Origin of the sequence: Bradyrhizobium sp. TM233 (assembly GCF_036247965.1) — a bacterium.
Lineage (GTDB): Bacteria > Pseudomonadota > Alphaproteobacteria > Rhizobiales > Xanthobacteraceae > Bradyrhizobium > Bradyrhizobium ottawaense.
The window spans coordinates 818,057-830,163 of the sequence record NZ_BTIG01000001.1 but is presented as its reverse complement, the minus strand read 5'-3'; the positions used below and the strand labels follow the sequence as shown (position 1 = coordinate 830,163).

Sequence of the window (12,107 nt, the reverse complement as noted above, 5' to 3'; positions counted from 1 at the left end):
ACTATCCAAGCCTCTGGTTGGTTATCCACGGCAAGACGATAATAGATAAAACTTTACCGACAATCGAAAGGAAGGATTAACCTTACCGGCGCGCCCCAGTCGCGAGCCGTCGGGCAAAACACCCCAAACTCCGTCAATCCCCCTTCGCAAAAATATTCCACTTTACCGAAATTCGGATTCGCGGCATATTCTCGCCATCCCGGCCCGAGGAGAGGGGCGATCGTACGTCGCAACGAACGTGGGCTGGGGTGCGGTGGACGCGGCTGCGTCGGGCACGGGAAGGCGGGACCAGGGCGGGTGATCCTCGTGAGGTCCTTCTCCGTGTGACGAACGGCGCAGTGTCCGGCGAAGCCCCTTGGGCCAAGCCGGGCGGTCGCGTACGGCTAAACCATGTGGTCCTGGCTGTCGTTGCTACAGCCAAGCTTTCGCGAAGATGCATCGGCCAACCGGACGGTGCATCGTCTGTCGCGAGGCGACGGAGGCCAGAAGGAATTCGGCTCCGGGGAGAGCAGGCATAGGCCGTCAACCCATCGCGCAGGGAAGGCCGGGTGTTTTCCGGCCCACCTGTTGTCCGCCTGCGCATTTGCGTGTGCAAATTCTTCGCGCAGCGGGTCAAGGGTGCCAGCCGGCACCCGGTCTTCCCTGCGCCCTCTTCAAGGAAGAGGGTCAAGGAAAGCAGCAAAACTCGGACGCTTCGCGCCGCGAGAACGTTGCTTCATGTGTGAACACTGGAACGACCGCGCGTTCTCGCCTCGCCGGTGTCGCCTGTATCAGCGGCGGGCGGCGATCGCCGTCAGCTCCAGCTTGACGCCCGGGCCGAGATCCGCAACGCCAACGGCCGCACGCGCCGGCAGATGGTCCGCAGTGAAATAGCGCTTCCACACCTGGTTGAGCGCCGCCTTGTCGGCGAGATCAGCCACAAAGATCGTCACCTGCAGAACGCAGGAGAGATCGGAGCCGGCCCCATCAAGCAGGGTCTTCAACTGGCGCAGCACATCGTCGGCCTGGCCCGTCATATCGAGCCCGGCATTTTCAGGGACGATGCCGCCGAGATAAAGCACGCCATTATGCTCGACGATTTCGTGGAGCAGTCCTTCATAGGGCAGGGAACGTGTGATCACGATCGCATCCGTGGGTGTTGCGGGCTCGCTGCCAAATGGGGCTGCCAAGTGGAGGGCTCGCTTCGATGGGGAAAAATGGTGCTGCCAGACAGGATTGAACTGTCGACCTCTCCATTACCAATGGAGTGCTCTACCACTGAGCTACGGCAGCATGTGCTGGTGAAGAATCGGGCGCCCGAGGGGCGCTACCAAGCGGGCCGATATCTGCCACAAGCCCCCCTCCTGTGCAAGCTTGCTCGACCCGTCAAACCGAGAAAATCGGGCCGATATCGGGGCCAAAATGCCCGTTTTGGCGCGAAACCACCGACTTCCCGGCGATTCGGGCTCCGATATCCCCCGCCAACTGGCCAGTTGCCCCAGGCCTCGGATTCGATCCATTTCGCGTTTCGCACGAATGGATCGCGCCGGCCTCTTGAGCTGTCGCCATTCGGTGGCATCCTGCCGCCAACCGATGTGATGGATCCGTGATGGCCGACGACACCGACAAGAGAGCGAACCAGGCAAGGACGTCCCGCGACGACCGCTTGAAATCGGCGCTGCGCGAAAACCTGAAGCGGCGGAAGCTGCAGGCACGCGAACGCGGCGCAAGCACCGACCCCTCGCAGAACGACGATGGTTCCCTAGATGAGGGGGCCGCCGGCAAGACCGGCGGTTGAAAGCCGGCACCTGGAATTTTGCAATGAGCGAGAATGACGATGGGGCAGAACGGACAGCAACCAACCGGTGACGAGGCGCTGATGTCGCGCTTCACCCGCCCCGAGCAGACCTTTCCGGCGCTGACGCCGGCCGAGATCGAGCGCATCAGGCATTTCGGCGAGGTCCGCAGCTACGCCGATGGCGAGTTCCTGTTCGAGACCGGCAAGCCCGGGCCCGGCATGTTCGTGGTGCTGAAGGGCCATGTCGCCATCACCCAGCGTGACGGCCTCGGCCATGTCACGCCTGTGATCGACCAGGGGCCGGGGCAGTTTCTGGCCGAGCTCAGCCAGCTCTCCGGACAGCCGGCGCTGGTCGACGGCCGCGCCGAGGGCGATGTCGAGACGCTGCTGTTGCCGCCGGAGCGGCTGCGCGCGCTGCTGGTCGCCGAGGCCGATCTTGGTGAGCGCATCATGCGCGCGCTGATCCTGCGCCGGGTCAATCTGATCCAGGGCGGCATCGGCGGTCCGGTGCTGATCGGTCCGTCGAACTCTGCCGGCGTGGTGCGGTTGCAGGGTTTTCTCACCCGCAACGGTCAGCCGCATCATCTGCTCGATCCCGATCGTGATCCCGACGCGGGTGAGTTGATCGCGCGCTATTCGCCCAAGCCCGAAGACTGGCCGCTGGTCGTCGCCGCAAGCGGCGCGGTGTTGCGCAATCCCGATGAGACCGAGCTTGCCCGCGCCATCGGCATGATTGGCGGCGCCAAGGACGGCCGCATCTACGACGTTGCCGTCGTCGGCTGCGGACCGGCCGGGCTCGCCACCGCCGTGTATGCGGCGTCCGAAGGGTTGTCGGTCGCGGTGCTCGACATCCGCGCCTTCGGCGGCCAGGCCGGCGCCAGCGCGCGCATCGAGAACTATCTGGGTTTTCCGACCGGCATCTCGGGCCAGGCCCTGACTGCGCGCGCTTTCACCCAGGCGCAGAAATTCGGCGCCGACATCATGATTCCCGTGACGGTGAAGGCGCTCGACTGCACGCGCAAGGACGGCGCGTTTGCGGTGGCGCTCGACGGCTGCGATCCCTTGCGCTCGCGTTCGGTTGTGGTCGCCAGCGGCGCGCGCTATCGCCGCCCGGAGATCGCAAACCTCGACAAATTCGAGGGGCGCGGCGTCTGGTACTGGGCCTCGCCCGTGGAGGCGAAGCTCTGCGCCGGCGAGGAGGTCGCGCTGGTCGGTGCGGGCAATTCGGCAGGTCAGGCGGCCGTGTTCCTGTCGGGTCACGCCAAGAAAGTGTTGATGATCATCCGCGGCGGCGGCCTGGGGGCCAGCATGTCGCGCTATCTCATCGAGCGCATCGAAGCGACGCCGAACATCGAATTGATGTTCAACACCGAGATATCAGCGCTCGAGGGCGACGAGGCCGCGCTGCTGCGGCGCATCCGCTGGAAGAGCCGGCTGTCCGATGACGAGGATTCTGCCGACATCCGCAATCTCTTTCTGTTCGTCGGCGCCGATCCCGCCACCGCCTGGCTCGACGGCTGCGGCGTGACGCTCGATCGCGGCGGCTTCGTCGTGACGGGCGCGCAGTCCGAGCAGAACCAGGGCAAGCTGGTGGCACCGCTGGAGACGTCCGTGCCCGGCGTCTATGCCGTCGGCGACGTCCGCTCCGGCTCGGTCAAGCGCGTCGGCGGCGCCATCGGCGAGGGCGCGCAGGTGGTGGCCTCCCTGCACGGCTATCTCGGCGACGCCGCAAAACCGGCGCTTTAGCCCAGCAGAAGACAAGCAGTTGGCAAGACGAATGGGACTTGCCATCTTGCCGCGCCCCACAGACTATCGCCTCGTCGCGAGGCCAATCGCGCGCGGAAAAACAAAGATTCCCAAGGGAGGACTAAATGGCCGAACTCGTCGTGCTCTACAAAACGCCCAAGGATGCTGCCGCCTTCGACAAGCATTATGCCGAGACCCACATTCCGCTCGCCAAGAAGCTTCCCGGCTTGAAGAAGTACGCAGTCAGCACGGGCGCGGTCGGCTCCCCCGCTGGGCCGTCAGGGATTCATCTCGTCGCCATTCTCACCTTCGACAGCGTGGGCGACATCCAGAAGGCCTTCGGCAGCGAAGCGGGCAAGGCGGCCGCAGGCGACGTGCCGAAATTCGCCAGCGGCGGTGCCGACCTCTTGATCTTCGACACCAAGGAAGTGTGAGGCTCGATTCAACTTTCGTCGAAAGCCTGCAAGAGCGTAGCCCGGATGGAGCGCAGCGTAATCCGGGGCCGCTCTCTCTTGTGGCACGATTCCCGGATTTCGCTGCGCTCCATCCGGGCTACAAACTACATCTGCCGTCGTTTGTGACAGCGGTGCAAAAAATTCAGCCATGCGTTTGTCGATTCGCACGATGACGCATGGCTTCGCACATGCATGTGACGACAACACAGGTGGCAATCTCATGAGGACCGTAATACTACTCTCATGACCTCGATGCGTAGGAGAGATGTCATGGTCCTCGGCTTGAGCCTGCCCGCCTTCACGATGATCCATGTCATCATCAGCCTGATCGCGATCGCCGCCGGCCTCGTCGTGATGTTCGGCCTGCTCGGCTCGAAGTCGATGCCGGGCCTCACCGCGGTCTTCCTGCTGTTCACGATCCTGACCAGCGCCACCGGCTTCCTGTTCCCGTTCGAGAAGCTGCTGCCCTCGCACATCATCGGCATCATCTCGCTGGTGCTGCTCGCCATCGCCTGCATCGCGCTGTACGGCATGAAGCTCTCCGGTGTCTGGCGCCCCGTCTATGTCGTGACCGCGATGGTCTCGCTCTACTTCAACGTCTTCGTGCTGGTGATCCAGTCGTTCCTCAAGGTGCCGGCGCTTGCCGCGCTCGCCCCCGCCGTGGCGCCGGCGCCGCCGTCTGGTCCGGTGTTCGCGGTGGTGCAGGGCGTCGTGCTGGTGTTCTTCGTCGTGCTCACCATCGGCGCCTGGCGCCGCTTTCGGCCGATGGCGTTTGCCTGATCACACGATTCTCAACGTCCCCGGTTGATGCGGGGCATCGCATTCGCGATCTCGCGCGACTATCTGCGCACCACGGGCGCGTGCTTGCTCACGCGCAACGCAACTGAACTTCACTGAAAGAGAGCGCTCATGCCCATCATCACCACCAAAGACGGCGTCGAGATCTTCTACAAGGATTGGGGCAGTGGCCAACCGATCGTGTTCAGCCATGGTTGGCCGTTGTCGGCCGATGACTGGGACGCGCAGATGATTTTCTTCGCCAACAACGGTTATCGCGTCATCGCTCATGACCGCCGCGGCCATGGCCGCTCGTCGCAGGTTTCCGACGGCCACGACATGGATCACTACGCCGATGATCTCGCGGCCGTCACTGCGCATCTTGACCTCAAGAACGCCATCCATGTCGGCCATTCCACCGGCGGCGGCGAAGTCGTGCATTACATCGCGCGCCACGGCGAGAGCCGGGTGGCGAAGGCTGCGATCCTTTCCGCTGTGCCGCCGCTGATGCTGCAGACCGCGGCCAATCCGGGCGGCTTGCCGAAGAGCGTGTTCGACGATCTCCAGAAGCAGCTCGCGGCCAGCCGCACGCAGTTCTATCGCGACCTCCCCGCCGGCCCGTTCTACGGCTACAACCGTCCCGGCGCAAAGCCGTCGGAAGCGGTGATCCAGAACTGGTGGCGCCAGGGCATGATGGGCGGCGCCAAGGCGCATTACGACGGCATCGTCGCGTTCTCGCAGACCGACTTCACCGAGGATCTGAAGAAGATCAACGTGCCGGTGCTGGTGATGCACGGCGACGACGACCAGATCGTGCCCTACGCCGATTCCGCGCCGCTCTCGGCCAAGCTGCTGAAGAAGGGCATCCTGAAAACCTACAAGGGTTTCCCCCACGGCATGCCGACCACGCACGCCGAAACCATCAACGCGGACCTGCTGGCGTTCTTCAGGGAGTGAGGCGCCTCATTTCAAGATCGCCCTGATCGCATCGAAGGTGCGCTTGACGAAAGCTTCCGGCCGCTCACGCGCGCCTTCGCCGATCCAGCTCTCGCCGCCGACGCGCATCGCGCCGGTGGCGATCATGGCGACGAGCCGCGCCTGCAGCCGGTCGGATTTGGTTCGCCCGCGCTGGGCAAGGCCCTCGGCGAGTGCGCGCTCGAGCTTCTCGTATTTGAGCTGATCGCGCGCCTGCAGCGCGGGATTGTCGCGCTTGAGCCGCGACATCGCCGCGGCTTCCGCCGGATCGAGCCGCTTGACCGTCGCCGCGATCGCATTCTCCGCGGCCGTCAGCATGGATTCGTCCGCGGGCCGCGCGACCACCTCGACGACCAGCGCGCTGGCGGCATTTTCCTGCCAGGCCGCCACCACGTCCTCCTTGGACGCGAAATAATGGAAGAAGCTCCGCCGCGATACCTCCGCCGCGGCCGCGATGTCGTCGATGGTCGTGGCCTCGAAGCCGCGCTCCAGGAACAGCGCCATCGCGGCGCGGGTCAACCGCTCGCGGGTCTCTTGCCGCTTGCGCTCGCGCAGGCCGGGCACGGCCGGGGATTTTCCGTCCACGTGCAATGACTTGACGCGTTTCCGGGCCACCTTCGAAGCCTTCAAACTGGTTCACCTCTTGCAAAATTGCACTAAGTGCACATTTAGACCGGTCGCGGGCCTCGTTCCAGCCCCGAACGGAGACATGGCATGACCGACTGGACCACGGCAGACATCCCCTCTCTCAGCGGCAAGACGGCCGTCGTGACAGGGGCGACGGGTGGCCTCGGTTACGAGACGGCGATGGCGCTGGCGGGCGCCGGTGCCATTGTCATACTCACCGGACGCAACGACGCAAAGGGCCTGCGGGCGATCGAAGGCATCTGCGAGCGATTTCCCGATGCGCTGATCGCCTACGAGCCTCTCGATCTCGCCCGCCTCGCCTCCGTCGCCGATTTCGCCCGGCGCTTTGCCGCCGGCAACGAGCAGCTCGATCTCCTCGTCAACAATGCCGGCGTGATGGCGCTGCCGAAACGACAGCAGACCGAGGGCGGTTTCGAGATGCAGCTCGGCACCAACTATCTCGGTCACTACGCGTTGACGGCGCAGCTGTTGCCGCAGCTTCGCCGCGCGAAGGCGTCGCGTGTCGTCAATCTCTCCAGTCTTGCGCACCGCTCCGGCGCGATCAATTTCGACGATCTGCAAGCCAGGCATTCCTATCGTCCGTGGCGCGCCTACTGCCAGTCCAAGCTGGCGATGCTGATGTTTTCGCTCGAATTGCAGCGCCGCAGCGATGCGGCCGGCTGGGGCGTGAGCAGCATTGCCGCCCATCCCGGCTTTGCGCGCACCGATCTCATCGCGAACGGTCCCGGCGCCAACACGTTCCAGTGGCGGGTCGGCCGGCTGCTCCAGCCGCTGTTCAGCCAGTCCGCCGCCGAGGGCGCGCTGCCGACGCTGTTCGCCGCGACGTCGCCCACAGCGGAGCCCGGCGGCTATTACGGTCCGAACGGATTCTACGAGATGAAGGGGGCGCCAGCGCCGGCGCGGATCATGCCGCACGCCAGGGATTTTGCCACCGCCGCCATGCTGTGGGATGCTTCGGCGACGCTGACCGGTGTATCCTTCGACGAGATCGCGGCCGCCGCATGAGCCGCGAGCCTGCCAGGAACATCCCGATGCAAGTCATCATCTTCGGCGCCACCGGCATGGTCGGGCAGGGCGTCTTGCGCGAATGCCTGGTCGATGCCGGCATCGACCGCGTGCTCGTGGTCGGTCGCAGCCCGACCGGGGTGCGCAACGCCAAGCTCACCGAGATCATCCACGACGATTTCCTGGATTATTCGTCGATCGAAACCCAGCTCACCGGCTTCGATGCCTGCTTTTTCTGCCTCGGCGTCTCCTCCATCGGCATGAGCGAGCAGCGCTACCGCCACCTCACCTATGACCTCACGCTCGCGGCGGCGACGACGCTGGCGCGCCTCAATCCGCAGATGGTCTTCACCTACGTCACCGGCGCCGGCACCGATTCCACCGAGCAGGGCTCGCGGATGTGGGCGCGGATCAAGGGCAAGACCGAGAACGATCTCCTCAAGCTGCCGTTCAGGGCCGCCTACATGTTCCGGCCCGGCGCGATCCAGCCGCTGCACGGCGCCCGTTCCAAGACCGTCTGGGTGCAGGCGGTCTATTCCGCAACCGGGCCGCTCTGGTCGGTGCTGCGCCGGCTCTCGCCCCGGCTCGTCACCTCGACCGAGCAGATCGGCCGCGCCATGATCCGCGTCGCCCGGGAGGGGTATCCGCGGAAGGTGCTGGAGATGGAGGATATCAATAGCCTCTAGCCTGCCGGCCCGTTAGTTTGAGCGGAAATTTTGGGGCCTGTGCGCGTTGAGCCCTGTCCATTCCGAAGGAGAAGCGTCGGCGATGTCGCCCCAGCTCAAACTGATCGCACTCGACGCCGACGACCTCGCCGTGATCTCGACCCATGTCCAGGACGCCCGTGTCCAGGCCTCCGACATCATCTGGCGACAAAGCGAGAAGCGGCTTGTGGTCGGGATGAGCCGGCTGGACTGGGAGCAGACGCTGGAGGGCGAAGCCGAGCCGCGCCGGCTGGTCGCCGCGCTCCGCTTCGACCGCGTGCTCGCCTGCAAGTCGCGCAACATCGAGCTTGCGGCTCCCGACAAGGTCCTGGACCTCGTCGGGATCGAATTTCATCCCCGGGACGGCCGCGACGAGGAGCCCGGCGGCAGCGCCCTGCTCTTGTTCGCCGAGGGCGGTGCCATCCGGCTCGACGTCGAATGCCTGGAATGTGAGCTGACCGACCTCGGGGCCGACGCGCTGGGAACGGGGTTGGAGATCGAAGGGGAGGCATGAGGTGACCTGTATACCAGCCGCGCCGGCTCAGGCCTGCGCCAGAACGGCGCCTTGCGAGGGTTGACGCCGCTTCCCCGCCGCGCCATTGAGCAGGGGACCTGGTGCGCCAATCCGCCCCAAAGACCAGCCAGAAGCCAAGCCAGACATGCCCGTTCGCCTCGACCGCAGCAGCGCCGATTTCGACCAGCGATTCGCGGCCTTCCTCGCCGCCAAACGCGAGGTCTCGGCCGACGTCGAGGCCGCCGCGCGCGCCATCGTCGACGACGTGGCGAAGCGGGGCGATGCCGCGCTGCTCGAGGCCACCGCCAAGTTCGACCGCTTGAGGCTGGATGCGGCCTCGTTGCGCGTCTCGGCCGCCGAAATCGAGGCCGCGAACAAGGCCTGCGATGCGGCGACACTGGATGCGCTCAAGCTCGCGCGGGACCGCATCGAGATCTATCATCGTCGGCAGCTGCCGCAGGACGAGCGCTTCACCGACCCGCTCGGCGTCGAGCTCGGCTGGCGCTACACCGCGATCGAATCCGCCGGCCTCTACGTGCCCGGCGGCACCGCCGCCTATCCATCCTCGGTGCTGATGAACGCGGTGCCTGCAAAGGTCGCCGGCGTCTCGCGCCTGGTGATGGTGGTGCCCTCGCCCGACGGCAAGCTCAATCCGCTGGTGCTGGCCGCGGCCTCGCTCGGCGGCGTCACCGAGATCTACCGTGTCGGCGGCGCGCAGGCCGTGGCGGCGCTGGCACACGGCACCGCGACGATCGCGCCGGTCGCCAAGATCGTCGGCCCCGGCAATGCCTATGTCGCCGCCGCCAAGCGGCTGGTGTTCGGCAAGGTCGGCATCGACATGATCGCCGGCCCCTCCGAGGTGCTGGTGATTGCCGACGACACCGGCAATGCCGACTGGATCGCCGCCGATCTCCTGGCGCAGGCCGAGCACGATGCCAGCGCACAGTCGATCCTGATCACCGATTCCGCGCGCCTTGCCGCCGACGTCGAAAAGGCGGTCGAGGCGCAGTTGAAGACGCTGCCGCGCGCCGCGATTGCCGGCGCGTCTTGGGCCGATTTCGGCGCCATCATCATGGTGAAGAACCTCAGCGACGCCATCCCGCTCGCGGATGCCATCGCCGCCGAGCATCTCGAGATCATGACGGTGGATCCCGACGGGCTTGCCGCGAGGATTCGCAATGCCGGCGCGGTGTTCCTCGGGCCCCATACGCCGGAGGCGATCGGCGACTATGTCGGCGGCTCCAATCACGTGCTGCCGACGGCGCGCTCGGCGCGATTCTCCTCAGGCCTGTCGGTGCACGACTTCATGAAGCGCACCTCGATCCTGAAATGCGGCCCGGATCAACTGCGTGCGCTCGGCCCCGCCGCGATGACGCTCGGACAAGCGGAGGGCCTGGACGCTCATTCGCGTTCGATTGGATTGCGCCTCAATCTGTCATGACAGTGCTGCCCGAACAGGACGACTCGACCAATCGCATCGTCGGCGTCACGCTCGACGAAGAATCGATCGGCCGTTCCGGGCCTGACATCGAGCATGAGCGCGCGATCGCGATTTACGATCTGATCGAGCAGAACCTGTTCGCACCCGACGGCGCCGACGGGAAGGGCCCGTTCACGCTGCATATCGGCATCACCGGCAACCGCCTGATGTTCGACATCCGCCGCGAGGACGGCACGCCCGTCGTCGCGCATCTGCTGTCGCTGACGCCGTTCCGGCGGATCGTGAAGGACTATTTCATGATCTGCGACAGCTACTACCAGGCGATCCGTACCGCGACCCCCGACAAGATCGAGGCCATCGACATGGGCCGGCGCGGCATCCATGACGAGGGATCGCGCACGCTGCAGGAGCGGCTGAAGGGCAAGGTGCGGGTCGATTTCGAGACCTCGCGCCGGCTGTTCACGCTCATTACCGTCCTGCACTGGAAGGGTTAGGGCATGGCCCGGAAAAGTGTGCAGCGGTTTTCCGACAAGGCCATGCCCTCTTTTAGAAAGGGCTAAGCGCGATGGCGGCGCCGCCACGCGCACGCGATCCGCAATCGGTGCTGTTCGCCTGCGCGATGAACAGCGTGCGCTCGCCGATGGCCGAGAGCCTGTTGCAGCACATGTTTCCGCAAGGCCTCTACGTGAAATCGGCCGGCGCGAGGCGCGGCGAGCTCGATCCGTTCGCAGTGTCCGTGATGGCCGAGCTCGGCCAGGACATCTCTGCCCACAAGCCGCAGACCTTCGAGGAGCTGGAGGATTGGGAGGGGCTGAATTTCGACCTCATCATCACGCTCTCGCCCGAGGCGCACCACAAGGCGCTGGAGCTGACGCGGACCCTCGCGGCCGACGTCGAATATTGGCCGACGCAGGATCCGACCACCATCGAGGGCAGCCGCGACCAGAAGCTGGCGGCCTATCGCGACGTCTGCGACCAGCTATTGATGCGTATCCGCAAGCGGTTTGCGAGGACGGGTGCGGCGTCAGATTGATCTCGTGCCCCGGACACAGCGCAGCGTGCTAAAAGCGCGTTTACGCGCGTCTTCGACACGCTATGGCGCTGCAGAGCCGGGGCCCATCTCACCGCAAGCGCAAGCTCCTGGGTCCCGGCTCAGCGTCGCAGCATTTCATGCCGTGCCGCGTCCGGGACACGAGACGTCCCGTAACACCCGCGTCACACACCGCAGGCACACGCATCTCGGCATCCCCTCGAATCACCAAACCTCGGGTTCCCGGGTTGTGAAATCAGCCCCCTTCCGATAGGTTCCGCGCGCAATTCACCCCCTGCTCATCCCCCAAATCACCTGATGCTTGGCCGCCCCAAATTCGTACTTGCCTCCGGTTCGCCGCGGCGCCTGTCGCTGCTCAACCAGGCCGGCATCGAGCCGGACGCGCTCCGGCCGGCCGACGTCGACGAGACGCCGAAGCGGGGCGAGCTCCCGCGCGCCTGTGCCAATCGCCTCGCGCGGGCCAAGGCGGACGCGGCGCTCAAATCGGTGCAGCTGGATGACGAATTGCGCGGCGCCTTCATCCTCGCCGCCGACACCGTGGTCGCGGTCGGCCGCCGCATCCTGCCCAAGGCCAATCTCGTCGACGAGGCCGCGCAGTGCCTGCGGCTGCTGTCGGGCCGCAACCACTGCGTCTACACCGCGATCTGCCTGGTGACGCCGCGCGAGGCCTTCCGCCAGCGCCTGGTCGAGACCCGCGTCCGCTTCAAGCGCCTCTCGGAGGACGACATCCAAGCCTATATCGGCTCCGGCGAATGGCGCGGCAAAGCCGGCGGCTACGCCGTGCAGGGCATCGCCGGCTCCTTCGTGGTGAAGATGGTGGGGTCCTACACCAACGTCGTCGGCCTGCCGCTCTACGAGACCACGACCCTGCTCGGCGGCGAGGGCTTTCCGATCCGCTTCGGCTGGCTCAACGCCACCGCGGTGTGAGCCGAAGGCTACGGCCCAACAAAATCGCGAAAATAACCCCATGCACAGTAGAATGGCCTGACGGGGCGCACGCGCCGCCGCCCAAGG

At 65.6% G+C, this 12,107-nt stretch carries 14 protein-coding genes and 1 tRNA gene; 12 read left to right on the top strand and 3 right to left on the bottom strand.

What is annotated here, in order from left to right:
- Window positions 1-770 precede the first annotated feature (770 nt).
- Together AABA86_RS03925 and AABA86_RS03920 are read right to left on the bottom strand one after the other, a co-directional pair.
- Entirely contained in the window at window positions 771-1,121 is a 351-nt protein-coding gene (locus AABA86_RS03925) for a RidA family protein (RefSeq protein ID WP_212245997.1), read from the bottom strand.
- A 76-nt stretch (window positions 1,122-1,197) separates the two neighbouring features.
- Window positions 1,198-1,272, bottom strand: a tRNA-Thr gene (locus tag AABA86_RS03920).
- Between the two features lie 316 nt (window positions 1,273-1,588).
- Between AABA86_RS03920 and AABA86_RS03915 the strand changes: the two genes are divergently transcribed.
- The 5 genes from AABA86_RS03915 (at window position 1,589) to AABA86_RS03895 (ending at window position 5,712) form a co-directional block, all read left to right on the top strand.
- Window positions 1,589-1,777, top strand: a complete 189-nt coding sequence (locus AABA86_RS03915) for a hypothetical protein (RefSeq protein ID WP_338305790.1) — start codon at window positions 1,589-1,591, stop codon at window positions 1,775-1,777.
- Between the two features lie 39 nt (window positions 1,778-1,816).
- Window positions 1,817-3,523 (top strand): FAD-dependent oxidoreductase, encoded by a 1,707-nt coding sequence (locus AABA86_RS03910; protein WP_246550078.1) that lies wholly within the window; start codon window positions 1,817-1,819, stop codon window positions 3,521-3,523.
- A 125-nt stretch (window positions 3,524-3,648) separates the two neighbouring features.
- Window positions 3,649-3,957, top strand: coding sequence for an EthD family reductase (locus AABA86_RS03905; RefSeq protein WP_100175035.1), 309 nt, complete (start codon window positions 3,649-3,651; stop codon window positions 3,955-3,957).
- Window positions 3,958-4,248: 291 nt separating this feature from the next.
- Window positions 4,249-4,758, top strand: coding sequence for a hypothetical protein (locus tag AABA86_RS03900; RefSeq protein ID WP_212245990.1), 510 nt, complete (start codon window positions 4,249-4,251; stop codon window positions 4,756-4,758).
- A 129-nt stretch (window positions 4,759-4,887) separates the two neighbouring features.
- Window positions 4,888-5,712, top strand: coding sequence for an alpha/beta fold hydrolase (locus tag AABA86_RS03895; RefSeq protein WP_338305788.1), 825 nt, complete (start codon window positions 4,888-4,890; stop codon window positions 5,710-5,712).
- Between the two features lie 6 nt (window positions 5,713-5,718).
- Here the strand turns inward: AABA86_RS03895 and AABA86_RS03890 are convergent, their stop codons facing one another.
- Window positions 5,719-6,360: a TetR/AcrR family transcriptional regulator gene (locus AABA86_RS03890; protein WP_338305787.1), complete on the bottom strand. Its 642-nt coding sequence runs from the start codon at window positions 6,358-6,360 to the stop codon at window positions 5,719-5,721.
- An 84-nt stretch (window positions 6,361-6,444) separates the two neighbouring features.
- On the opposite strand from AABA86_RS03890, the gene AABA86_RS03885 reads away from it, so the two are divergent.
- The 7 genes from AABA86_RS03885 (at window position 6,445) to AABA86_RS03855 (ending at window position 12,020) form a co-directional block, all read left to right on the top strand.
- A complete protein-coding gene (locus AABA86_RS03885; protein WP_338305786.1) occupies window positions 6,445-7,383 on the top strand; it encodes an SDR family oxidoreductase in 939 nt (312 codons plus the stop codon).
- 26 nt (window positions 7,384-7,409) lie between these two features.
- The gene (locus AABA86_RS03880) at window positions 7,410-8,069 is read left to right on the top strand and encodes an NAD-dependent epimerase/dehydratase family protein (protein WP_338305785.1); all 660 of its coding nucleotides are present in this window, start codon (window positions 7,410-7,412) and stop codon (window positions 8,067-8,069) included.
- Between the two features lie 82 nt (window positions 8,070-8,151).
- Window positions 8,152-8,601 (top strand): DUF2948 family protein, encoded by a 450-nt coding sequence (locus tag AABA86_RS03875; RefSeq protein WP_212245986.1) that lies wholly within the window; start codon window positions 8,152-8,154, stop codon window positions 8,599-8,601.
- A gap of 145 nt (window positions 8,602-8,746) precedes the next feature.
- Window positions 8,747-10,042 (top strand): histidinol dehydrogenase, encoded by a 1,296-nt coding sequence (gene hisD, locus AABA86_RS03870; protein ID WP_338305784.1) that lies wholly within the window; start codon window positions 8,747-8,749, stop codon window positions 10,040-10,042.
- Entirely contained in the window at window positions 10,039-10,536 is a 498-nt protein-coding gene (locus AABA86_RS03865; RefSeq protein ID WP_104463562.1) for a UPF0262 family protein, read from the top strand. The genes hisD and AABA86_RS03865 overlap by 4 nt, the downstream gene beginning before the upstream one ends.
- Window positions 10,537-10,607: 71 nt before the next feature.
- Window positions 10,608-11,075, top strand: a complete 468-nt coding sequence (locus tag AABA86_RS03860; RefSeq protein ID WP_338305783.1) for an arsenate-mycothiol transferase ArsC — start codon at window positions 10,608-10,610, stop codon at window positions 11,073-11,075.
- 315 nt (window positions 11,076-11,390) lie between these two features.
- Complete coding sequence (locus AABA86_RS03855; protein WP_338305782.1) at window positions 11,391-12,020, top strand: Maf-like protein; 630 nt, start codon at window positions 11,391-11,393, stop codon at window positions 12,018-12,020.
- The last annotated feature ends 87 nt before the right edge of the window (window positions 12,021-12,107 follow it).

What these genes read in the sequence shown, in the direction of transcription:
- AABA86_RS03865 (WP_104463562.1), top strand. Translation starts at nt 10,039, where the DNA reads ATGACAGTGCTGCCCGAACAGGACGACTCGACCAATCGCATCGTCGGC.
- AABA86_RS03885 (WP_338305786.1), top strand. Translation starts at nt 6,445, where the DNA reads ATGACCGACTGGACCACGGCAGACATCCCCTCTCTCAGCGGCAAGACG.
- AABA86_RS03905 (WP_100175035.1), top strand. Translation starts at nt 3,649, where the DNA reads ATGGCCGAACTCGTCGTGCTCTACAAAACGCCCAAGGATGCTGCCGCC.
- AABA86_RS03860 (WP_338305783.1), top strand. Translation starts at nt 10,608, where the DNA reads ATGGCGGCGCCGCCACGCGCACGCGATCCGCAATCGGTGCTGTTCGCC.
- hisD (WP_338305784.1), top strand. Translation starts at nt 8,747, where the DNA reads ATGCCCGTTCGCCTCGACCGCAGCAGCGCCGATTTCGACCAGCGATTC.
- AABA86_RS03910 (WP_246550078.1), top strand. Translation starts at nt 1,817, where the DNA reads ATGGGGCAGAACGGACAGCAACCAACCGGTGACGAGGCGCTGATGTCG.
- AABA86_RS03915 (WP_338305790.1), top strand. Translation starts at nt 1,589, where the DNA reads ATGGCCGACGACACCGACAAGAGAGCGAACCAGGCAAGGACGTCCCGC.
- AABA86_RS03875 (WP_212245986.1), top strand. Translation starts at nt 8,152, where the DNA reads ATGTCGCCCCAGCTCAAACTGATCGCACTCGACGCCGACGACCTCGCC.
- AABA86_RS03895 (WP_338305788.1), top strand. Translation starts at nt 4,888, where the DNA reads ATGCCCATCATCACCACCAAAGACGGCGTCGAGATCTTCTACAAGGAT.
- AABA86_RS03855 (WP_338305782.1), top strand. Translation starts at nt 11,391, where the DNA reads ATGCTTGGCCGCCCCAAATTCGTACTTGCCTCCGGTTCGCCGCGGCGC.
- AABA86_RS03880 (WP_338305785.1), top strand. Translation starts at nt 7,410, where the DNA reads ATGCAAGTCATCATCTTCGGCGCCACCGGCATGGTCGGGCAGGGCGTC.
- AABA86_RS03900 (WP_212245990.1), top strand. Translation starts at nt 4,249, where the DNA reads ATGGTCCTCGGCTTGAGCCTGCCCGCCTTCACGATGATCCATGTCATC.